This window comes from Corynebacterium sp. J010B-136 (genome assembly GCF_002967075.1).
Classification (GTDB): domain Bacteria; phylum Actinomycetota; class Actinomycetes; order Mycobacteriales; family Mycobacteriaceae; genus Corynebacterium.
Window position 1 is genome coordinate 175,826 of sequence record NZ_PUGE01000004.1, and the last position, 21,547, is coordinate 197,372.

A 21,547-nucleotide genomic window follows, 5' to 3' on the forward strand; every position below is an offset into this window, starting at 1 on the left:
TACTGTAGTTACTGCTGTAACTACTGGTAGCGCTGCAAAAATAGTGCTTCTGCAATAGCGATATGTTCAATCTCCGATGGATCGACGGATTCATTAGGGGAGTGGATAGCACATAGTGGCTCTTCGACACCGAACAGTGCAATCTCTGCATCTGGGTGCGCATCTTGGAGCTCCACCGTCAGCGGAATAGAGCCGCCCATGCCGGTGGTCGTCGTCTCTTTGCCATAAGAATCGGCCAGGCACTGCTCGAGAACCTTCAGCGCCGGCTTGGTGAGGTCAGTTTCGAAGCCGCGTGCAGCTTCGATGATCTCAGCGGTAATGTGCGCGCCGAAAGGAGTGTGCGCCTTTAGGTGTGCAACAACAGCTTCGGCAATTTCTTGTGGGTCGGAGGCGGCGGGCACGCGTACATTGAGCAGCGCTTCTGCGGTTGCAGGCACCGCATTGACCGCTTGGTCAACAGGAGTGGAGGTAAAACCGGTAACAGTGACCGAAGGACGTGCCCACACCAAGTCACCAGGATTAGTGTCTTCATCGCCGGCAATTTCTGTGCCTTCCAGCAAGCGTGCATCCTTGCGGAATTCCTCAGCTGGATAAGGACGACCCTCCCACTTAGCTGCGGAATCGGTGCCGTCGATAACGGTGGCACCGGAGGCATCGTAAAGCGAATCTAGCGTGCGCATCAACGCCTTAACCGCATCTGGTGCTGCACCACCGAACTGGCCGGAGTGCGCGGGGCTCGAAAGCGTATCCATCTGCACGCGAATCTGGGCCGAGCCACGCAGAGAAGAAGTCAAGGTTGGCTCGCCTACGGCCCAGTTGCCGCAATCGGCAATCAAGATGGCATCGGCAGCAAATGCTTCGGGGCTTTGCGCAATCAGCTTGGACAGGCCAGCGCCGCCCATTTCTTCGGAGCCTTCAATGAGCACCTTGATATTAAGGTCCGAACCGCCAGTTTCATCCAGCGCGCGCAAAGCGGCTAAGTGCATAACCACATTGCCCTTGCAGTCTGCTGCGCCGCGGGCGTACCAGCGGCCATTACGCTCGGTGAGGGTGAACGGATCGGACTCCCACTTATCGAGGTCACCTGCCGGCACCACGTCATAGTGCGAATAGAGAAGAACCGTCTTGGCGCCTTCCTTGCCGGCGCGGGTGCCCAAGAGCGTGACGGAGCCATCTTCGGTAACGTGTTCTTCAACCTGAAGACCTGCTTCTTGCAGCGCCGTGGAAACCCACGACTTCGCGCCGTCCATCTGGTCTTTGAGTTCGGCAAAGGTGTGAACCGAGTTGAAACTAACAAGTTCAGATAATTGGGCGAAGATTTTCTCGCGATCGCCTTGAATAATTTCCTTAATGTCAGCCATGTTCCCCAACTTACACCGCGGGCTTGTTCCATTACATGGAATGACCAAGAATGGCAGGGAATGCGACGAAATTGACTGTGTCGGGAGCTTCTGGTCCGATGCTGCCAACTAGGAGAGAAAATAATGACATGTGCAGCCACGCTGGTGAGCTGGAGATTTATGATCGCCAGTAGCTTTTTTCTTGCACTCGAGGGGGCTGAGTGCCAGAATGGTTGCTGACACCAGGTTGAGGTTGGTACACACTCACCAATCCTGCCGTCGCGGGCGCCTGCGTGGAACATAAACCTTGAGTGAAACCCAATCTAGGAGATTAAAACACTATGGCAAAGATTATTGCCTTCGATGAAGAGGCACGTCGTGGTCTTGAGAGTGGTCTTAACACTCTGGCAGATGCAGTAAAGGTGACACTTGGACCAAAGGGACGCAACGTCGTTTTGGAAAAGAGCTGGGGCGCTCCAACCATTACTAATGACGGTGTTTCCATCGCTCGCGAAATTGAGCTCGAGGATCCATACGAAAAGATCGGCGCTGAGCTGGTTAAGGAAGTTGCCAAGAAGACTGATGACGTCGCTGGCGACGGCACCACCACCGCAACCGTTTTGGCTCAGGCTCTGGTTCGCGAAGGTCTGCGCAACGTAGCTGCTGGCTCTAACCCAATGGGCATCAAGCGCGGCATTGAGGCAGCAACCAAGACTGTTGTTGAAGCTCTTCTGGCTTCCGCTAAGGAAATTGAAACCCAGGAGCAGATTGCTACCACCGCTGGCATTTCCGCAGCGGACCCAGCAATCGGCGAGAAGATCGCTGAAGCTATGTACACCGTCGGCAACGGTGCTGTAAACAAGGACTCCGTTATCACCGTCGAAGAGTCCAACACCTTTGGTGTTGACCTCGAGGTTACCGAAGGTATGCGCTTCGACAAGGGCTACATCTCTGGCTACTTCGCAACCGACGTTGAGCGTCAGGAAGCAGTCCTTGAAGACCCATACATCCTGCTGGTCTCCTCCAAGATTGCAAACATCAAGGACCTCGTTCCACTACTGGAGAAGGTCATGCAGTCCGGCAAGCCACTTTTGATCATCGCTGAAGATGTCGAGGGCGAAGCACTGTCCACCCTGGTTGTTAACAAGATCCGCGGCACCTTCAAGTCCGTTGCTGTTAAGGCACCTGGCTTCGGCGACCGCCGTAAGGCAACCCTGCAGGACATGGCAATCTTGACCGGCGGCCAGGTTATTTCTGAAGAAGTTGGCCTGTCTCTAGAGACCGCTGACCTGCCATTGCTGGGTCAGGCACGCAAGGTTGTTGTCACCAAGGATGAGACCACCATCGTTCAGGGTGCTGGCTCCCAGGAGCAGATCGACGGCCGCATCAAGCAGATCCGCGCTGAGATCGATAACTCCGATTCCGATTACGACCGCGAGAAGCTGCAGGAGCGCTTGGCTAAGCTCTCCGGCGGTGTCGCAGTCCTGAAGGTCGGCGCTGCAACTGAGGTTGAGCTCAAGGAACGCAAGCACCGCATTGAGGACGCAGTCCGCAACGCAAAGGCTGCTGTTGAAGAGGGCATCGTTGCCGGCGGTGGCGTAGCGCTGCTACAGGCTGCTGCTGCTCTGGACTCCCTCGAGCTGACCGGTGATGAGGCAACCGGTGCGAACATCGTTCGCTCCGCACTGTCCGCTCCACTGAAGCAGATTGCTTTCAACGCTGGTCTCGAGCCAGGCGTTGTTGCTGACAAGGTTGCGTCCCTGCCTGACGGCCAGGGCCTGAACGCTCAGACCGGTGAGTACGTTGACCTGATGGAAGCTGGCATCAACGACCCAGTTAAGGTCACCCGCTCTGCTCTGCAGAACGCTACCTCCATTGCTGCACTGTTCCTCACCACTGAGGCAGTCGTTGCTGACAAGCCAGAGCCAAACGCTCCAGCTATGCCAGACGCTGACGCAATGGGCGGCATGGGCTTCTAAGTCCATCCCCGCTATAAACGCGGCACAGCGCTTTTAGCGCTTGTTTAAAAGCCCACCGTTTCCTTCAATTAAGGATACGGTGGGCTTTGTCGTGCCTGAAGAGTAGAAGGAGCTCAAGTTTCAGCGGCAGTATTATCTCAAATTGATAACAAAATGTAGGTTTGTCCCCAAAACTAGCCAACTGTGACGTATTAGATATAGATACAAACCCATTCCGTGTTCCGAGCTTTTTCTAAGACTTCAATCAATTTTCGCCATTTCCGGCGGCGTTGAAGATTTGAAGCGCGCTTAAATTAACCCCGGATTTGGGTAGTGATGCCTTCTGCCTTAAAACTTTTTGACCAAAATTTCAGGTACTTAACGGCCGCCTGTCAATAGTTTAAGCGTAAACCAATATTTACCTTGGTGAATTCTGCAAAACTCCACGTAAACACCACATTAAACCCCCTGCTCAGGATCGCAACTTCATGCCCAGGGATTATTGTTAATTAACCTTCTGAAGGAAGGTAAGGCTGCCTTTAGTGGGTTGGCAATATTTCCGGTAAAACTTTTTTCTGTTTTGCCCTTGAAAAGTGACCCAATTGTGACAAGATACATGGAGTGACGCCCGATAGGGTGTCTGCAAATCCGCAAACACCTCCGGGCAAGAGTCCGGACTTCACATAGGAGACCCACATGGATCTGTCTTTCATCAAGGAACAGCTCGAAACCTTCTCTACCTTCGCAGGCGCAATTGGCGACTTCCTGCAGCTTCCTGCACAGATTTTGAGCAAGGTTTTCGGCTGGTTCGGTGACGGCTTCGTAACCGGTGAAGGCGAGAAGGAGGCTACCCACATTTTTGAGAACGACTTGGACTTCACCTCCAGCTTGCTCAGCTCCTCCGACGACACCTCTAACGCTGACACCGGTCTGTCGTCTGAAGGCTCCGATGCTGAAGCTGGCCTGTCTTCCAAGGCAGAAGACGCTGAGTAATTCGGTTGCCATTTAGGCACCAATCAACTATTTATCTTTCAGTGCGCAGTAATAAAGTCTTGTGCATTGCACCCCTAAAGGAGTAAAAATGGATTTTCTCGAAACTTGGAACACCCTGTCCTCTGATGGCGTCATCGGTTCCCTAATCTTGATTTTGGAGCCAGCTGGCAAGTGGGCTGGCGCTGCAGCTAAGCTCATCGGCTTGGTTTCCTAATAACCTTTAGCTACTGCCTTTGTTGTAGCTAACCCGAAGCCCCTGCTTTTGAGCGGGGGCTTTGTTGATCAAACTTAGTGATAAATAACAGGTTGCTCACCGCGCCGGAAATACTTTTAGCGATTAAACTAGCAGCATGGCTGATATTAAAGATGATGAATTACCAGTAATCGATCTGGCAAAGACCGACGGTTATGTCGTCGACGACTCGGACGAGGATGATCCGAGCCTGATTATGCCGGATGGTTCCGCCGTTCAAACTTGGCGCGAGAACTACCCGTATGAAGAGCGTATGTCGCGCGAAGAATACGAAGTTACCAAGCGCGCTCTGCAAATTGAGCTGCTGAAGTGGCAGAACTGGACCAAGGAGACAGGACAGCGCCACATCATCTTGTTTGAAGGCCGTGACGCCGCCGGTAAGGGTGGAACTATCAAGCGCTTTAATGAGCACCTTAATCCGCGTGGTGCGCGCACTGTGGCCTTAGAAAAGCCATCGCCGCGCGAATCTACCTCGTGGTACTTCCAGCGCTACATCAAGCACTTCCCAGCCGGCGGAGAAATCGTATTCTTCGACCGCTCCTGGTACAACCGTTCCGGTGTTGAGCGAGTTATGGGTTTTTGTACCGAATCACAGCACGCGGAATTCTTGCGTGAAGTACCGATGCTAGAAAACATGCTTTTAGGATCTGGAATCTCCCTGACAAAGCTGTGGTTCTCTGTCACTCGTAAAGAACAGCGCACGCGCTTCGCTATCCGCCAGATTGACCCGGTGCGCCAGTGGAAGCTATCTCCGATGGACTTGGCATCTTTGGATAAGTGGGATGACTACACCCGCGCCAAAGAGGAGCAATTCCGTTACACGGATACGGATGAGTCTCCGTGGATTACGATCAAGTCGAATGACAAGAAACGCGCTCGTATTAATGCGATGCGCTATGTCTTAAGCAAGTTTGAATACACCAATAAAGACCATGCGGTCGTGGGGGAGCCTGACGAGAATATCGTCAAGCGTGGTCGTAACCAGATTGGTGATTAATACGGCTTAGTGTCAGTCAAAGAAAAGTGATGGTCGCTGCGAATCTTCGCAGCGACCATCACTTTTTAGAACCTGAGAAACTAGCGGGCTGTCACCTTGCCAAACAGTCGCGCAACTGGCGCTAGCACCATCGGGCGGGCAGCAACCCAAGCGGCTGCAATAGCCACCAGTGCACCGAGGAAGAAGAAGAACCCGGTCCAGTTATTTGCGTACACTGACGGGTCGACATCGCCTTGCGCAGCGAACATGGAGTTGAGGTTTCGCAGCATGCCAGTGCTGACGACAAGTACTACGTGAATCACGATAAAGATGACGAAGTAGAGCATCACAGGCAGGTGAATCTTGCGTGCCACCGGAGCTGGGTAGAACTGGGACGCCTTTGTCCACTTCTTGGACCAGAAGCTGCTGAGTCGGAAACCAGAGATGATAGCCAGGGGAGCAGCGATAAAAATCGTGACAAAGTACGACAGCAACTGAAGCGCGTTGTAATTGACCCAACCATTTTCAGTTGGCCAGTCCAAGGTCAGATATTGCAGACCGGCCGATAGAGCGTTCGGGAACACGTCCCAACTGGTTGGAACAACACGCATCCAGTGACCAGTAACAAACAGCAGAATGATGAAAATTAGACCATTGACAACCCAAAGGATATCCAGCGAGAGGTGGAACCACATGGTCAAGCTGATTTTCTTCTTCGACAGCTTCGGTGTGACATAAGCGCTTGGCTTGCGCTCATATCGGATCTGCAGACCACTGCGAATAATCAGCACGATGAAGAAGAAGTTGAAGAAGTGCTGCCAGCTCATCCAGGCAGGGATGCCGACTGGCGCATCATCAGGCAGCGCCGTGTGTCCGGAGTAGCGGTTAAGAAAATCTGTACCCATCTCTGTCGTGAAGAAATACCTTGCCGCAAAAACTGCTAATGCAAGAAGAACTGCCAGGCCGATGATCACGAGGATTCCTCCACCGATCCATTGTTTTAGCGTGAAGCGACCATAACTCTTGTCAGCGGCCTTCTTTGCCTCGGCGGGCTTTGCAGTCGACTTCGCTGCTGCTGGCTTGTGCGTTGCTGGAGCCGCTGGCTTGGAAGGCGCACTTGCTTGTGGCGCAGCCGGAGTGGAAGGTGCGTTGGGGCTACTCGGTGCCGCAGGGGCGGACGGTGCGCCGGGAACGCTCGGGGCAGCGGGAGCCCCCGGCGCCGCGGAAGTTGGCGCTAGTGGTGCCTGCGGTGCGCTTGCAGCCGCGGGAGCACCAGGAACACTTGGTGCGGCGGGTATCGCGGATGCAGGCGCTGCCGGAGGTGTCGGAGCAGCTGGTGCTTGGGGCGCACTCGGTGCGCCGGGCACAGGTGTGTCCGTACTAGTTGGAGGTGCGGGCGCAGCCGGCGCAGCAGGTGCCGCGGGTGCGGTGGAAGCTACAGGTGTTGCGGGTGCTAGCGGTGCAGCCGCAACATTGGGGGCCGTCGGAGCAGCAGGAACATTTGGTGCGGCAGGTACAGCGGAGGCGTGAGCCGACGGTGTCGGAGCAGCTGGTGCTTGAGGCGCACTCGGTGCGCTGGGCACAGTAGGTTCCGTATTGCTTGGAGGTGCGGGCGCGGCGGGTACGGCCGATGCGGCAGGTGTAGTTGGAGTGGTGGGAGCAGACGGAGCTGAAGGCACGCCAGCGGTGGGAGCAGGAGGGGCAGAAGGCGGTGGTACGTTGCCTTCTTTATTAGGGAGGCCATCGTGAAGATTGCCGGTCATCTATTTGTCCCTTCTACGCTCACTCACGTCACCCAGACTGCAGTTTATCTGGAAGTAATCATCAGTCCTATTGTCTGTGACGAATGCACGGCATCCAAATGGAGAGCCGAATTACCAAAAGTATGCAGGTCTGACTATGAACTTATTTGGTGGGCAGGAAGGAGAACTTTGACGTACTTGTGCTAACGCATTCCCATGCGGATGGCGCCGTCTAGGCGAATGGTTTCTCCGTTGAGCATCGGATTACGGATGATGGATTCCACTAACTGAGCGTACTCAGTGGGCTTTCCCAAACGGGCAGGGTGCGGAACTTGCTTACCTAAAGAGTCTTTAACCTCGTCTGACATAGTCGCCACCATGGGCGTTTCAAAAGTGCCGGGTGCGATGGCAACAACCCGAATGAGCGAACGCGCAAGGTCACGCGCAACAGGCAGAGTCAATCCAGCAATGCCAGCCTTTGAGGCAGCGTAAGCAGCTTGCCCCATTTGACCGTCGAATGCTGCGACCGATGCCGTGTTAACAATCACGCCGCGTTCTTCGCCATCGGCAGGATTATCCAGCATTGCTTGGGCACTCAAGCGGATAACATTAAAAGTGCCATTCAGATTTACGTCGACGACCTTGGTGAAATCTTCGAAGGGAAATGGGCCTTTAGAACCCGCAGTCTTAAACCCGTTAAGCATGCCAGCGCAGTTGACTACGATAGCCAGGTCGTGGTTTTCATTCGCGATATCAACAGCGCGCTGCACGTCGTCCTCGCTGGTGACATCGGCAGGCGCGAAGACAACATCCCCTTCGATGTCATTGAGAAGGCTTTGATCGGCGCTCGGCAGGTCAATGACCACAACACGGGCGCCCGCAAGTGCCAGCATGGTTGTGGTGGCAAGCCCAAGCCCGGAAGCGCCACCGGTTACTAGTGCGGTCTTTGCAGAGATATCCATGATTTATCCTTTTCCAACTGAAGATTTGTGTACATGGCTTTGCCCGCTGCGGAGAACTGCGAGCACTCCGGCAGCAATAGGCGCGGGATTTGGTAAAGCTGTGACGCCCTTGCAAGGCAGAAGTTGTTTCGCCATACTGCTCCTCTCATCCACCAGAAGGTGATGTGGATTACTGTAAAGGCGCGCCCCTGGGGAATCTAGGAATCTGTGAAATTTCGCGATCTGAGCCGGTAAATATGCAGGCCACGTGGGGGTGAACGACATTTTTGCTGAGACGAAAACGCCACACTGTCGAGCTCTACTCGATTAATTCACGGGTTCAATCGGATTACCTTGCCAGGTGGTGTGACCCGGAACTTGGTCCCCGCGCATTACCAAAGAGCCAGGAGCAACCGTTGCGCCGGCATGAATACGAGCTGCTGGTAGCGCCACCGAGTGTGCGGCCAAGGTAGCGCCGTCATCGACAGTGACGGTGTCCAGGCTCATTACGCGGTCCTGGAAAAGGTGCGTTTGCACGACCGTGCCCGGTCCGACGGTAGCGCCGGCACCGATGTGGCATAGGTCCGTTTCGGGGAACCAGTAGGACTCAATCCAGGCGCCGCGGCCGATCTTAACGCCGAGGAGACGCAGGGAGGTATTAAGTTCTGCAGTACCCATGGAGTGGTTGAAAAACCACGGTGCGGCGACGGTTTCCACAAAGGCATCTTGAAGCTCATTCAGCCATACGAATGCCGACCACAATGGGTGATCAGCGGCCTTGTGCTTACCCACGCACACCCACTTGACCACGATTGTTACGGTCACGGCGATGATGCCGGCGGCTATCAGCACCAGACCCGAAAGCAGCCAGGTTAGGCCAAGACCAACGGAATTGAGCAAAACCACCATGGTGCTCAGTACTGCGGCAAGCAGCATGGCAGAGGCAGCAGAAGCCAATAGGCGCAAAGTTTCCACGACACCGCGCGCGACCTTTGCACGCAGTGGCGGGTTGTAGGTCAAAGACTCGCCTTCGCCTACCGATGCTTCCACACGGCGCATGCGCTCCGGTGGGGATCCCCACCAGTTAGCGCCCGACTTAGTCTTCTTTGGTGTTGAAGACAGCACTGCCACCAGGGAGTTCTTTGCCAACTTGCGCCCTGGCGCTGTAATGCCAGAGTTACCAACGAAGGAACGCTTGCCCACTTTGGCAAGTCCGGAGGACATCCAGCCGCCGCCAAGTTCATAGCCGCCGATAAGCGTGTCATCGGCAAGGAAAGCGCCGTCTTTCACTTCGGTGAATTTTGGAACCATCACGGCAGTGGAGATTTCCACGTCCTTGCCAATGGTGGCGCCCAAAGAACGCAGCCACAGCGGAGTTAATTGACCGGCATAGAGCGGAAAGAGATAGGTGCGGGCATCGTCCATCAGCTTTTCGATGGCCCAAATCCGCCAGCCGCGAGCAGAACGAACCGGAAAGACTCCCGGCTGCAGCCCAATCGACAGAATACGAACTCCGAGCCAGGTCTGCACCATGTAGAAGGCGAAGGCAGCAAGCGCGCCGACCGGGGCAAAGAGCACCGCGCCGACAAACCCATTGCCATCGGTGAGCTGAACCAAAGAGATGATGACAAAAGCTGCGAGTGCAATCGCTACCAAAGGCTGAGCCGCGAGCAGCATAGAGGTCGCACCGTAAATAGGGACCCACCAGGCGCGACGGGAAGGTGCGTGGTCCGGGAAGCGGTGCTTAGAACGGCCCACTTTCTTGGCGGGAGAACCCGACCAGCGTGCGTGCGCTTTGACTTTCTTCTCACCGGTGACGGTAGAGCCAGCTTCGATGTGGGCTTCTTCGCCGATAACCGTGCCCGGCATCAGTTGCGAGCGTGCGCCAATACGAGCGCCGGCTTGCACTTCAATGGCACCGACGCGCAGGATATCGCCGTCGAGCCAGTAGCCAGCTAAGTCGACTTCCGGTTCGATCGCGCAGTGCTCGCCTAAGGTCAATAGGCCTGTGACCGGTGGGAGTGAGTGCAAGTCAACGGATTTGCCAACTTTTACGCCCAATAGGCGCGCATACGTCAAAACCCAGGTTGCACCTGCAATAGAGCGTGCGCCCGAGGCATCACTCCAGCGTTCTGCAGCCCAAATGCGCATGTGCACGGAGCCGCCACGTGGGTAATTGCCAGGCGTAATACCGGCTGTGAGCAAGCGCGCGCCAAAAGCTCCAATAGGAATGCGGCCCAATGGGGAAGCAAAGACAAGGAGGAAGACGATGACCAGTGGCCAGGAAGTGTGCGGGGCGAAATCCACGCCGAGCGCGTCGGCAATATTAGAACCGAAGAGTAGCCAGGCTAGCCAATTGGTTGCTGCCAAAGTCATTGTTGGAAGCTGCCATAAAAACTGCAGCAAACGCGTGCCGGCGCCAACGGGTTTCACGTGGCGCTTTTCCATATTTTGTGCCGAAGGCGCAGTGGCATCGATGATTTCTGCCAAAGAACCAAGGCGTGGATGATCATAGAGATCACGCACCGCAACAGTGGGGAAGCGCTCACGGATGCGGCCGACTAAAGTCGCCGCCGCGAGGGAAGTACCGCCGAGGGTGAAGAAATCGGCGTCTTCGTCTTCAACGGAGACGCCCAAAACGTCAACGAAGAGCTGGGCGAGCCACTCTTCGGTCTCGCTTAGACCGACTGCTTCGATACCCACACCAGGTAGTGGCCACGGCAAGGCTTTCTTATCGACCTTGCCGGAGGTACGAATCGGAAGCTCATCCATCACGCAAATGCGCGGAACCAGCGCGGCAGGCATGGTTTCAGCCAGGCGTTCTTTGGCAGCTCGGTGGTCAAAGCCTAAATCTGGGTCTTCTAAAGATACGTAGCCGACAAGTACTGATTCCCCAGCGGCAGTCTTGTTGACCGCGACAGCGGAGTTGTAGACGTTCGGCAAAGCAGCGACGTTGGCTTCGACCTCACCGAGCTCAATGCGGCGGCCACCGATTTTGACTTGGTCATCGACGCGGCCGACAAAGTACAGACCATCTTCTTCCAAGCGCACGTGGTCACCGGTGCGGTAAGCACGTTCCCATCCGACAGAAGGTAGCGGGGCGTATTTCTCCGCGTCCTTTTCGGCATCGAGATAGCGGGCAAGACCCACGCCGCCGATGACGAGCTCGCCGACTTCCCCAGGGCGAACCGGGTTTTCCTCACTATCGATGACAACAAGGTCCCAACCATTAAGCGGCAGGCCAATGGATACGGGGTGATCTGGTTGCAGCATGGCTGCTGAGGCGACGACCGTTGCTTCGGTTGGACCGTAGGTGTTCCACATTTCCCGGTCCGAGGTAGCTAAGCGGTTGACGAGTTCTTGAGAACATGCCTCGCCGCCGACGATAAGCAGGCGGACATTATCTAAAGCTTCTGCTGGCCACAGACCCGCCAGCGTCGGAACGGTGGAGACTACCGTGATGTCTCGGCGGATTAGCCAAGGGCCAAGATCCATGCCAGAGCGCACCAAAGCACGTGGGGCCGGAACCAAACACGCGCCGTGCCCCCAAGCCAGCCACATTTCCTCACAAGAGGCATCGAAAGCAACGGAAAGTCCCGCGAGCACGCGGTCTTCAGGACCGAGTGGGTTATCTTGCAAAAATAAGGCTGCCTCGGCATCAACAAAGGCAGCAGCGGAGCGGTGCGTAACCGCAACGCCTTTGGGCTTGCCCGTGGAGCCAGAGGTAAAAATGATCCAGGCGGTATCTTCTAGATGCGGTTCATCTTGGTCAACGCCGGTGGAAGGGTTGAGCTTGCGAAAGCCCTCATCGGTGAAAATACCATTGATTCCTGCTTCGCCGAAGACCATCTCGGCGCGCTCATCAGGATCGTCGGCATCGACAGGCACGTAGGCGGCACCTGCGGCAAGGGTTGCCAAAATCGCAAGGTAGAGATCGCGTTGGCCAGAGCTCATGCGGATGCCGATGTGGTCACCGCGCATTACTCCATGCTGGCGTAAATCAGCTGCCCAGGCTTCTACATCTTGGATGAGCTCGGCGTAGGTCAAAATTTCGCCGTCATCGATGGCGGCGGCTTCGGGATACTGCGCAGCAGAAGCGCGCACTACATCCCAGAGGGTCCGAGGGGCGGGAGCTTTGTCTTGTAGGAGGTACTGGTCCGGAATAGTGGCCAGGGGGTCGCTCATTTCTTATTGGCCCTCATCTTCTGAGTCGGCATCAATAATGACCTGCGCCAGTTTACGCAAATGCTTCAGCTGCTTCGAGGTGGAATCATTCAAAGCCTCATCCTCAGCAGCAACAACCAGCTCGGCGAGCTCTGCTTGGGTCTTGGTGCCCTTCTTTGTGGAGGCCACAATCTGACGGCGGCGGTCTTTCGGGTCGCGCTCACGCTTGGCCCAGCCACGCTTTTCCAGAGCGTCAATCAAACGCACCATATCGGAGGCATCGATAGCTAGCGTTTCGGAAAGAAAAGACTGGGAGGCAGCGTCTTCTTCCACCAGACAGGTGAGAACCCAGAACTCACGGATGGTGGTCTTATGCGCAGCAAGGGCAGCGTCGACGCAATCGCGGGTGCGACGGCGCAGGCGTTCTAATTGAAAAGATGGGGATTGCAGCAGTGAAGTTGGCACTGCGTGGGAATTAGTGGAACTCATAAGACGATAGTAGCGCCCCTACCATTCGTTGTCTAAATGATTGTGGTTGTCCACTAATTATTTTAGGCGCTTAGCTGGGTGTTTCCATCGGCAAGCCCTGATCGCGCCACGCATCGGTGCCGCCGGCGACGTTGATCACATTGTCCCAACCCAAAGCATTTTCTAGGTAGCCACAGACCTGCATGGAACGTCCACCTGCTTTGCAGATGACGTAGATATCTTTGTCCGGGTCAATTTCTTTGTAGCGTTCGGGGATATCTCCCATGGGAATGTGGATGACGCCTTGGGCGCGGTCGATTGCGTATTCGTCGTCCTCGCGGACATCGATTAGCTGTGCGTTAGCGGGAACATCTTTTGGTGATACCTCATACATGTCCACCATCTTACGTTTGTTTTGCCCAGAGATCGCAAGACCCGGGTAGCAATTCAACCGTTAAATAAGCGGCCGTGCTACCCGGGTGCAAAGTAAGTACTTACTTTGTAGATGTTTGCGACTAGTTACCGAAGCGCTCGATGGCTTCCTTGTGGATTTCTTCTGCTTCAGCCTTGTCGCCCCAGCCGGAACCGGTTACTTCCTTGTTTGGCTCCAGGTCCTTGTAGCGGGTGAAGAAGTGCTCGATTTCATCCTTGATGTGCTGCTCAACATCGCCGATGTCCTGGTAGCGCTCGGAACGTGGGTCGTCGACAACGCACAGCAACTTGTCGTCTCCGCCAGCTTCATCGGTCATCTTGAAGACGCCGAGGATGCGAGCCTTCACAACTACACCTGGGAAGACGGACTCTGGCAGCAGAACCAGTGCGTCTAGTGGGTCGCCGTCTTCGCCCAAGGTGTGGTCAATGAAGCCATAGTCTGCTGGGTAAGCCATTGGGGTAAACAGGTAACGATCAAGGTAGACCTTGCCGGTTTCATGATCGATTTCGTACTTATTACGCGAACCCTTTGGGATTTCAATGGTTACTTCAACGCTCACGATTGACGCGTCCTTTCCTTAACTAACGGTGTAATTTCCCAGTGAGCTACCCATGCTGGTCGCTCACGTATTGCGGGAGGAGATAGTACGAGCCATAGTCTACCTTTTGCCGCCCCGTGAGTTGCCGCGCGCTAGGCTAAAGGGCGATGAAAGCTAAACACGTCGCCTGGATTGCAGTAACAGTTGTCACCGCCGCAGCTGTCGGTTCGACCGCGGCGCTGGGAGTTGCTGTGCATCAGGAGTACAGCGAGCTGGATCATGGCCAGGCTCCGCAGCCGCCCGAGGTAAGTCAGTTGGTGCAGCCGCAACAGCCACAAGCGGTGGATACCGCGGATATGCCCGCGCGTTTAGATGAGATGGCACAAAGCCCAGCGCTGCCGACCTTGGGCGCACAAGTCATCAACACCTCAACGGGGGAAGTGCTGTGGGAGCATGATGCTAAAGAGGCGTTGATTCCAGCATCGTCAACCAAGGTCTTAACCGCGGCAGCTGCCGCATTGCTTATCGATGACAACGAGAAGCTGAAAACCGAAGTCCTGCGCGCTCCGGGCAGTAACACGGTGGTTATTAAAGCTGCCGGCGATGTATGGATGACTACTGAGCAAATGGATGAGCTGGCTGAAGAGATTCAGGCCAGCGGTGAAGGTGCAGACAGTATAGATACGGTCTTGATTGATACCAGCATTTGGTCCGGCGATGACCAAGCGCCTGGCTGGGATCCGACCAATGTGGACGGCGGCTTTGTAGCACCTATGCAGCCAGCGATGTTGTACGGCGGTCGCTTAGGCGATACGGAAGGTGATGTGCCGCGCTCACATACTCCAGCTGTGGATGTGGCCAGCGCACTCGCTGAGCGTATCGATGCCCCCAATGTTGGCACCGGCGAAGTCCCCGAGGGGGCTGAACCTATTGCTGCCGTGGAATCCGAACCTTTTGGCATTCGCGCAGAGCAGATGATGAAACATTCCGACAATGTCATGGCTGAAGCTATCGCTCGGGAGCTTGCTCTGGCCGCTGGTGCTGAGCCGAGCTTTGAGGGTGCAACCAAAGCAACCTTAAAGACTCTTTCGGATGCTTCCTTCAATACTGAGGGCATCACGATTAAGGACAATTCGGGGCTGTCGGAAGATAACCGCATCACCGCGGACTTGCTCACGCACATCATTGCTGATGCTGCTAGCAATGAACCGCTGCGAGAAGTACTGGGATATCTTCCCGTGGCAGGCGGTGAAGGCACCTTGGCTGACCGCTACGCAGACCTATCGGGTAAAGGTTTTGTGCGCGCAAAGACTGGCACTTTGACGGGAGTATCAGCACTAAGTGGAACCGCTCTGGGTGAATCCGGCACAGTGTATGCCTTTACCTTCTTAGTCAATGATGGCGATATCTTAGGTGCTCGTCAGGCTCAAGATGCCATGGCGAGTGTGCTGCGGGAGTACTAAGAACGTGTCTAGCGCACCTTTTTGGCCCCGGAAATCCCCGCACTTTCTGCAAGTGCGCGTCGCAGTCCGGCGTAGCCTTGAAGATTTGGGATACCCCGAGGTCGTGTGCGTCGGACTCTCCGGCGGCGCAGATTCTTTAGCGCTGTGTGCAGCCCTTTGTGCTGAAACCCGTGAAAGAGATACGAGGGTTCTCGCTCTGTGCATCGATCATGGACTGCAGGAAGGATCACGTGAGGTCGCAGAAGCCGCTGCCGCCCAGGCGCGACGCTGGGGTGCCAAGGCACTGGTGATTCCAGTGCACGTTGCACCTGCTGCTGCCGATGGTATGGAAGCCGAAGCGCGCCGGGTTCGCTACGCGGCGTTTTCGGAATCCTCAAACGCCGTGCGGTCTGATCAATCCACTGGGGATGACTTGTCTATGGGGGATGAGCGTTTAGCGAATCCCCCTGTTTTTGTCGCGCACACCGCTGAAGATCAAGCCGAGACGCTGCTTTTAAGTGCGCTGCGCGGGCGTGCCAGGGCCATGTCTTATGAAACCGAGATTGAAGGCGCGCGCATTGTGCGCCCGCTGCTGCAGATTCGTCGGGCCAATACTCAAGGCGCCTGTGCTGAACTGGAAGTGGAAGCTTGGCAGGATCCGCACAATGAGCGCGAGGATTTTCGTCGCGTGGCCATGCGCAAGCAGATTTTGCCAATGCTCTCAGAGATCATCGGCGGAGACGCCATCGCGCCTTTGGCCGCAGCGGGAGATGATATCGCCGCCGATGAAGATTTCTTTGCCACCGTGATTTCAGAGTATGAAAAAGGTGGTGGAAAAAGCATCGAAAAGAGCGAAGAGCTGGACTGCAACAACCTGAGCGCCCTTGCCCAACCTGTAAGAAAGCGAATAATTGCCCGCTGGTTAGTTGCCAAAGATATCTTCGTTTCGCGCGCCGGGCTCGCAGCAATTGACGCTTTATGCAGCGCCTGGAGCGGACAAGGCGGTGTAGCCGTGGGTGATGCGCACGCGAAAAACCCGGATAGTAGGTTGGAAGTCGTGCGAGATGGTGGCAAACTGAGACTATTGCGTTCTAACGCACCCTAAGCCACCTTAAAGGTCCTAAAACCGGCTCATTAGAAAGGGCGACCATGGCTCACAATGAAACTGCGCTAGTAGAATCCAAAGACTTTAACGTCCCACCACACCGTTATGGCAACGACGTTGAATCAGTCCTGATTAGCGAGGAGAACCTCCAAGCAAGAATCCAGGAGCTCGCGGACAAAGTCTCCAAAGACTACGCAGATGCAGAAGAGGACCTGCTGCTCATCTGCGTACTCAAGGGCGCAGTTTACTTCCTCACCGACTTTGCGCGCGCACTGTCTATCCCGTCCCAGATTGAGTTCATGGCTGTTTCCTCTTATGGAAACTCCACCTCATCGTCTGGCGTCGTGCGAATTTTGAAGGACCTGGACCGCGAGATTGAAAACCGCGATGTGCTCATCGTGGAAGACATCATTGACTCCGGCCTGACCCTGTCCTGGTTGCTGCGCAACCTCAAAGGCCGTCACCCGAAGTCTTTGGAAGTTATTACTTTGCTGCGTAAGCCAGAAGTAGTCACCGCCAAGATTGACCTTTATGACGTGGGCTTTGACATCCCTAATGAATTCGCCATCGGCTACGGCCTGGACTATGCAGAGCGCTACCGCGACCTGCCATACATTGGCACTTTGCACCCAGACGTTTACTCCAACCACTAAACTGTAACGCTTGATGAAAAACTCTTCTTGGATTAAATACGGTGGCATCGCTGCAGTCGTACTTGTAGCGCTGTACATCTTCACCTTCTTTTCTGACGACACCCGCTCTTTCATGCGGGTGGATACCTCAATCGCTATTGAGCAGCTCAACAACCAAAACGTTGAGGAAGCTCAAATCGACGACCGCGAACAACAACTTCGCCTGACCTTGCGCGAACCGATCACGGTCGAAGAGCAAGAAGGCGTCGAAGAAGTCATCGCGAAGTATCCAGCGCGGACCTCGCCAGAAATCTTTGACTCCGTGCGCAATTCTGGTGCTGAAAATTACCAGACCAACGTCACGCAAGACTCGATCTTCATGTCGATGTTCTCGTTCTTGCTGCCGATGTTGATCCTGTTTGCGGTGCTGTTCTGGTTCATGTCGCGCATGCAATCGGGTGCCGGCGGAATGTTCGGTATCGGCGGTTCCAAGGCCAAGGAACTGACCAAGGACATGCCGACCAACACCTTTGAGGATGTTGCCGGCGCTGATGAAGCAGTCGATGAACTGCAAGAAATCAAGGACTTCCTTGAAGACCCAACGCGCTATCACGAACTCGGCGCAAAGATTCCACGCGGCGTGCTGCTCTACGGCCCTCCGGGTACAGGTAAGACCTTGCTCGCTCGCGCGGTTGCGGGCGAGGCAGGCGTTCCTTTCTACTCCATCTCCGGCTCGGACTTCGTAGAAATGTTCGTCGGTGTTGGTGCCTCGCGCGTGCGTGACCTGTTTAAGCAGGCCAAGGAAAATAGCCCTTGTATCATCTTCGTCGACGAGATCGACGCGGTTGGTCGCCAGCGTGGCTCCGGCACGGGTGGCGGACACGATGAGCGCGAGCAAACCCTTAACCAGCTGCTGGTTGAAATGGACGGCTTTGGCGACCGCGAAGGGGTTATCCTCATCGCTGCTACTAACCGTCCTGATATTTTGGACCCTGCGCTGTTGCGCCCTGGCCGCTTTGACCGTCAGATCCCTGTCACCCCACCTGACTTGGCTGGCCGTGAACAGATTCTGCGCGTGCACTCGAAGAACAAGCCTTTGGCTAAAGACGTCGACGTCACCCAGCTGGCCAAGCGCACCGCCGGTATGTCCGGTGCGGACCTTGCCAACGTGCTCAATGAAGCAGCGTTGTTGACCGCGCGTATTGGCGGCAACGTGATTACTGCTGACGCACTGGAAGAAGCCACCGACCGCGTCGTTGGCGGACCACGCCGTCAGTCCAAGGTGATCTCTGAGCAGGAAAAGAAGATCACCGCCTACCACGAAGGCGGACATACCCTGTCCGCGTGGGCACTGAAGGATATTGAGCGCGTCTACAAGGTGACCATCTTGGCGCGTGGTCGCACCGGTGGCCATGCGATGACCGCGCAAGAAGACGACAAGGGCATGTACACCCGCGATGAACTTTTCGCGCGTCTGATCTTCGCCATGGGTGGCCGTGCTGCCGAAGAGCTCGTCTTTGGTACGCCAACCACAGGTGCATCTTCTGATATTGAGCAAGCCACCAAGATTGCTCGCGCCATGATTACCGAATACGGCTTTAGCCCGGAATTGGGCACCGTGAAATACGGTCAAGAACAAGGCGACCCAATGTCGTACATGGGCGGCGGCGGAGTGTTGGAATACTCCGATGCTGTTGCGGCGAAGATCGATGGCCAGATCTCCTATCTTCTGGACTCTGCACACCAGCAGGCCTATGACATTTTGGCCGAGCACCGTGACTACCTGGATTCTCTGGCAGAAGCCCTGCTGGAAAAGGAAACCCTGCGTCGACCTGACCTGGAAGCACTTTTCGATGGCATCGAGCCACGCGAATTGCATGAGGTATTCCCGGGCGAAAGCGTGCGCTTCCCAGCCCAAGCAGGCCGCGAACCAGTGAAAACCCCAGTGGAGATTGCCATCGAGCGCGGCGAAGAGCCACCACGCCGCTTTACCTTGTTGGATGCATCGCGCCAGGCGCGTGAACGCCGTCTAGCTCTGGAAGAAGCTGCAGAAAACTCCGGCAATGAATCCGATGCTGACAAGGATTCGCAGGACAAGACTGCCAATGAACCAGAGATTGGCTTTAACTTTGGCCAGCACGCCGGTGACTGGACTGAAGAAGGCTTTAAGCCAGCAAAACCTCAGAAGCCATCGTTTGCGATGTCGGAACCAAAGGATCACGCCGAAACCGCCCCGAAGCCTTCCTTCGCGATGTCTGAGCCGAAGGACTCGACTCCTGAAGACTCGAAACCAGAAGCCCCGAAGCAGAAGGCAGAGGACAAGCCTGCTGAGCGCCAGTCGGTCAAGGAGGAGCCTGCGGAAGCTGAGAAGAAATCTGAGCGTCGTCCAAGTGAAGATGACACGACAGAGATTCCGATTGGCCGCCACCACAAGCCGCCGATGAGCGATGACGAGGGCTGGCAGTCCCCAGGTTTTAACAACCGCGATGCCGCCCGTAACCCTTATGCACCACAGCCTGAGGCTAAGCAACCGGAGGAAGGCAAAGACCGCCACCCCGGTGAAGATAATTACTAGGGGAATTTAGCTGTGTGCTTCCCGAGCATTAGCGTGGGAAGCACCAAGAAAAGTTTTTAAACACAAGGAAATCCGACATTATGAGTGAAAGCTTGATTCCAGCCCGCGCACCTTTTGACCAGGAGCGTGCTGAAGCAGCAATTCGCGAACTGCTGATTGCAGTTGGTGAAGACCCTGACCGCGAGGGCCTTTTAGAAACCCCCGCCCGAGTTGCGCGCTCATATGCGGAAATCTTTGCCGGTTTGCACACCGATCCCACCGAAGTGCTGCACAAGACCTTCGATGAGAATCACCAGGAGCTAGTGCTAGTTCGTGATATCCCTATTTACTCCACCTGTGAGCACCATCTGGTGCCGTTTTACGGCGTTGCCCACATCGGATACATTCCGGGCAAGGAAGGCAATGTCACAGGTCTTTCGAAGCTGGCTCGCTTGGCCGATGGCTTTGCCAAGCGCCCGCAGGTCCAAGAGCGCCTGACGCGACAGATCGCTGATGCATTAACGGAGACTCTGCATGCGCAGTCTGTCATCGTGGTCATTGAGTGCGAGCACCTGTGCATGGGCATGCGTGGAGTGAAAAAGCCTGGCTCTGTGACAACAACATCGGCTGTCCGCGGTGGGTTTAAGACCAACGCTGCATCCCGCGCTGAGGTCTTAAGCCTCATTCGCAGCTAAAGACTACAAGCCGCAGGTGTCCTAGCTGGCCGTCCCTATCTTGAAAAGAGCAATCAATATGCAGGTTTCAGAAATTTGTCCCGATGCCGCCGCCAAGCGCACTTTGGTGATGGGCATCGTTAACGTCACGGAAGATTCTTTCTCTGATGGCGGCAAGTGGATAAATATTGATAATGCTATTGCGCATGGCCGTGAGCTAGTAGCCCAAGGCGCTGACATGATCGATGTTGGCGGCGAATCGACCCGCCCTGGTGCTACCCGCGTCGCTGCAGAGGTCGAGCGGGAGCGCATCACGCCAGTCGTTAAGGCTTTGGCACAAGAGGGCATCATGGTCTCCGTCGACACCATGCGAGCCAGCGTTGCAGAGGCCGCAGTGGAGGCCGGTGCAGTGCTGCTTAACGATGTCTCCGGTGGGCTTGCTGATGAAAATATGTACAAAGTTATGGCGCAAGCCCAAGTGCCGGTGTGCTTGATGCACTGGCGGACCGTGCGCTTTGGCGATGCCGCAGGTTCTGCTGACCACAACGGCGATGTCGTTCAAGACGTGCATGATACTTTGGCACGCTTGACGGATAACGCCCTCAAAGCAGGCGTGGGACCAGAACTTATTTCCTTGGATCCAGGTTTAGGCTTTGCGAAGACTCCCCAGGATAACTGGGCATTATTGAAAGCTTTGCCAGAATTTATCGCCGGCGACTATCCCATCTTGGTGGGCGCATCTCGCAAGCGGTTTTTATCCGCTATCCGCGAAGACCGCGGTGCAGAACACGGCCCGCACCTCGCGGATCCCGCAACTGCCGCGGTGACAGCATTATCAGCGCAGCTTGGTGCGTGGGCCGTGCGCGTTCACGATGTACCTGTCTCACGTGACGCAGTGGATGTTGCTGCAGCTTGGGCAGCAGGGGCCAACTACGTCTCAGGAGGACACAGTTAAATGGCTGATCGTATTGAATTAAAGGGCTTGGAATGCTTTGGCTACCACGGCGTATTTGACCACGAAAAACAGCAAGGTCAAAAGTTCATCGTGGATCTCACCTGCTGGCTGGATTTTAAAGAAGCCGCGGCTACTGATGATCTAGAAAAAACCGTCAGCTATGCCGACTTGGCTGATATCGCAGCAGATATCGTCGAAGGTCCTGCGCGTGATTTGATTGAAACGGTTGCGATTGAAATCGCCGACAAAATCATGGCTAGTGACCCGATCTTATTCGCCGTTGAAGTTACCGTGCACAAACCGGATGCGCCGATTGAGCGCACCTTCCGCGACGTGTCCGTAGTGGCGCGCCGCTCCCGGAAGACAGAACGGCGATAAG

Annotated in this window: 19 protein-coding genes; 12 read left to right on the forward strand and 7 right to left on the reverse strand. The window is 55.4% G+C overall.

What is annotated here, in order from left to right; all coding sequences use genetic code 11:
* Positions 1–20: 20 nt before the first annotated feature.
* A complete protein-coding gene (locus tag C5Y44_RS08255) occupies positions 21–1,361 on the reverse strand; it encodes a dipeptidase (protein ID WP_105324491.1) in 1,341 nt (446 codons plus the stop codon).
* Between the two features lie 320 nt (positions 1,362–1,681).
* On the opposite strand from C5Y44_RS08255, the gene groL reads away from it, so the two are divergent.
* The 4 genes from groL to ppk2 all read left to right on the forward strand — a co-directional run bounded on the left by groL (position 1,682) and on the right by ppk2 (position 5,541).
* On the forward strand, positions 1,682–3,319 hold the full coding sequence (groL, locus tag C5Y44_RS08260; protein WP_066838704.1) for a chaperonin GroEL: 1,638 nt from the start codon (positions 1,682–1,684) through the stop codon (positions 3,317–3,319).
* A 675-nt stretch (positions 3,320–3,994) separates the two neighbouring features.
* Complete coding sequence (locus C5Y44_RS08265) at positions 3,995–4,291, forward strand: PorH family porin (RefSeq protein WP_105324492.1); 297 nt, start codon at positions 3,995–3,997, stop codon at positions 4,289–4,291.
* A gap of 88 nt (positions 4,292–4,379) precedes the next feature.
* Entirely contained in the window at positions 4,380–4,505 is a 126-nt protein-coding gene (locus C5Y44_RS13380) for a porin (RefSeq protein ID WP_199186012.1), read from the forward strand.
* Between the two features lie 136 nt (positions 4,506–4,641).
* The gene (gene ppk2 / locus C5Y44_RS08270) at positions 4,642–5,541 is read left to right on the forward strand and encodes a polyphosphate kinase 2 (RefSeq protein ID WP_105324493.1); all 900 of its coding nucleotides are present in this window, start codon (positions 4,642–4,644) and stop codon (positions 5,539–5,541) included.
* 80 nt (positions 5,542–5,621) lie between these two features.
* Here ppk2 and C5Y44_RS08275 read toward each other — a convergent pair whose 3' ends face one another.
* Positions 5,622–6,494, reverse strand: a complete 873-nt coding sequence (locus C5Y44_RS08275; protein WP_233189916.1) for a cytochrome b/b6 domain-containing protein — start codon at positions 6,492–6,494, stop codon at positions 5,622–5,624.
* Positions 6,495–6,543: 49 nt separating this feature from the next.
* On the opposite strand from C5Y44_RS08275, the gene C5Y44_RS08280 reads away from it, so the two are divergent.
* Positions 6,544–7,050, forward strand: coding sequence for a hypothetical protein (locus C5Y44_RS08280; protein ID WP_105324494.1), 507 nt, complete (start codon positions 6,544–6,546; stop codon positions 7,048–7,050).
* Between the two features lie 415 nt (positions 7,051–7,465).
* Here C5Y44_RS08280 and C5Y44_RS08285 read toward each other — a convergent pair whose 3' ends face one another.
* The 5 genes from C5Y44_RS08285 to C5Y44_RS08305 form a co-directional block, all read right to left on the reverse strand.
* Positions 7,466–8,224: an SDR family NAD(P)-dependent oxidoreductase gene (locus tag C5Y44_RS08285; protein WP_105324495.1), complete on the reverse strand. Its 759-nt coding sequence runs from the start codon at positions 8,222–8,224 to the stop codon at positions 7,466–7,468.
* Positions 8,225–8,530: 306 nt separating this feature from the next.
* On the reverse strand, positions 8,531–12,388 hold the full coding sequence (locus C5Y44_RS08290) for a Pls/PosA family non-ribosomal peptide synthetase (RefSeq protein ID WP_105324496.1): 3,858 nt from the start codon (positions 12,386–12,388) through the stop codon (positions 8,531–8,533).
* A 3-nt stretch (positions 12,389–12,391) separates the two neighbouring features.
* A complete protein-coding gene (locus C5Y44_RS08295; RefSeq protein WP_105324497.1) occupies positions 12,392–12,856 on the reverse strand; it encodes a MarR family winged helix-turn-helix transcriptional regulator in 465 nt (154 codons plus the stop codon).
* 70 nt (positions 12,857–12,926) lie between these two features.
* Entirely contained in the window at positions 12,927–13,229 is a 303-nt protein-coding gene (locus tag C5Y44_RS08300) for a rhodanese-like domain-containing protein (protein ID WP_075723550.1), read from the reverse strand.
* Between the two features lie 121 nt (positions 13,230–13,350).
* Entirely contained in the window at positions 13,351–13,827 is a 477-nt protein-coding gene (locus C5Y44_RS08305) for an inorganic diphosphatase (RefSeq protein WP_066796430.1), read from the reverse strand.
* A 146-nt stretch (positions 13,828–13,973) separates the two neighbouring features.
* Between C5Y44_RS08305 and dacB the strand changes: the two genes are divergently transcribed.
* The 7 genes from dacB to folB all read left to right on the forward strand — a co-directional run bounded on the left by dacB (position 13,974) and on the right by folB (position 21,546).
* Positions 13,974–15,269, forward strand: coding sequence for a D-alanyl-D-alanine carboxypeptidase/D-alanyl-D-alanine-endopeptidase (dacB, locus tag C5Y44_RS08310; protein WP_105324498.1), 1,296 nt, complete (start codon positions 13,974–13,976; stop codon positions 15,267–15,269).
* A complete protein-coding gene (tilS, locus tag C5Y44_RS08315) occupies positions 15,238–16,353 on the forward strand; it encodes a tRNA lysidine(34) synthetase TilS (RefSeq protein WP_105324499.1) in 1,116 nt (371 codons plus the stop codon). Before dacB ends, tilS begins: the two co-directional genes overlap by 32 nt.
* A 44-nt stretch (positions 16,354–16,397) precedes the next feature.
* Entirely contained in the window at positions 16,398–17,006 is a 609-nt protein-coding gene (gene hpt, locus C5Y44_RS08320; RefSeq protein ID WP_105324500.1) for a hypoxanthine phosphoribosyltransferase, read from the forward strand.
* A gap of 13 nt (positions 17,007–17,019) precedes the next feature.
* Complete coding sequence (ftsH, locus tag C5Y44_RS08325; RefSeq protein WP_105324501.1) at positions 17,020–19,560, forward strand: ATP-dependent zinc metalloprotease FtsH; 2,541 nt, start codon at positions 17,020–17,022, stop codon at positions 19,558–19,560.
* 80 nt (positions 19,561–19,640) lie between these two features.
* The gene (gene folE, locus C5Y44_RS08330; protein ID WP_105324502.1) at positions 19,641–20,234 is read left to right on the forward strand and encodes a GTP cyclohydrolase I FolE; all 594 of its coding nucleotides are present in this window, start codon (positions 19,641–19,643) and stop codon (positions 20,232–20,234) included.
* A 58-nt stretch (positions 20,235–20,292) separates the two neighbouring features.
* Positions 20,293–21,168 (forward strand): dihydropteroate synthase, encoded by an 876-nt coding sequence (folP, locus tag C5Y44_RS08335; protein WP_105324503.1) that lies wholly within the window; start codon positions 20,293–20,295, stop codon positions 21,166–21,168.
* Positions 21,169–21,546 (forward strand): dihydroneopterin aldolase, encoded by a 378-nt coding sequence (gene folB, locus C5Y44_RS08340; protein WP_066838748.1) that lies wholly within the window; start codon positions 21,169–21,171, stop codon positions 21,544–21,546.
* Position 21,547: the final 1 nt, after the last annotated feature.

What these genes read in the sequence shown, in the direction of transcription:
- ftsH (WP_105324501.1), top strand. Translation starts at nt 17,020, where the DNA reads ATGAAAAACTCTTCTTGGATTAAATACGGTGGCATCGCTGCAGTCGTA.
- tilS (WP_105324499.1), top strand. Translation starts at nt 15,238, where the DNA reads ATGCCATGGCGAGTGTGCTGCGGGAGTACTAAGAACGTGTCTAGCGCA.
- C5Y44_RS08255 (WP_105324491.1), bottom strand. Translation starts at nt 1,361, where the DNA reads ATGGCTGACATTAAGGAAATTATTCAAGGCGATCGCGAGAAAATCTTC.
- folB (WP_066838748.1), top strand. Translation starts at nt 21,169, where the DNA reads ATGGCTGATCGTATTGAATTAAAGGGCTTGGAATGCTTTGGCTACCAC.
- groL (WP_066838704.1), top strand. Translation starts at nt 1,682, where the DNA reads ATGGCAAAGATTATTGCCTTCGATGAAGAGGCACGTCGTGGTCTTGAG.
- folP (WP_105324503.1), top strand. Translation starts at nt 20,293, where the DNA reads ATGCAGGTTTCAGAAATTTGTCCCGATGCCGCCGCCAAGCGCACTTTG.
- C5Y44_RS13380 (WP_199186012.1), top strand. Translation starts at nt 4,380, where the DNA reads ATGGATTTTCTCGAAACTTGGAACACCCTGTCCTCTGATGGCGTCATC.
- hpt (WP_105324500.1), top strand. Translation starts at nt 16,398, where the DNA reads ATGGCTCACAATGAAACTGCGCTAGTAGAATCCAAAGACTTTAACGTC.
- ppk2 (WP_105324493.1), top strand. Translation starts at nt 4,642, where the DNA reads ATGGCTGATATTAAAGATGATGAATTACCAGTAATCGATCTGGCAAAG.
- C5Y44_RS08265 (WP_105324492.1), top strand. Translation starts at nt 3,995, where the DNA reads ATGGATCTGTCTTTCATCAAGGAACAGCTCGAAACCTTCTCTACCTTC.
- C5Y44_RS08300 (WP_075723550.1), bottom strand. Translation starts at nt 13,229, where the DNA reads ATGTATGAGGTATCACCAAAAGATGTTCCCGCTAACGCACAGCTAATC.
- C5Y44_RS08290 (WP_105324496.1), bottom strand. Translation starts at nt 12,388, where the DNA reads ATGAGCGACCCCCTGGCCACTATTCCGGACCAGTACCTCCTACAAGAC.
- C5Y44_RS08285 (WP_105324495.1), bottom strand. Translation starts at nt 8,224, where the DNA reads ATGGATATCTCTGCAAAGACCGCACTAGTAACCGGTGGCGCTTCCGGG.
- dacB (WP_105324498.1), top strand. Translation starts at nt 13,974, where the DNA reads ATGAAAGCTAAACACGTCGCCTGGATTGCAGTAACAGTTGTCACCGCC.
- C5Y44_RS08295 (WP_105324497.1), bottom strand. Translation starts at nt 12,856, where the DNA reads ATGAGTTCCACTAATTCCCACGCAGTGCCAACTTCACTGCTGCAATCC.
- folE (WP_105324502.1), top strand. Translation starts at nt 19,641, where the DNA reads ATGAGTGAAAGCTTGATTCCAGCCCGCGCACCTTTTGACCAGGAGCGT.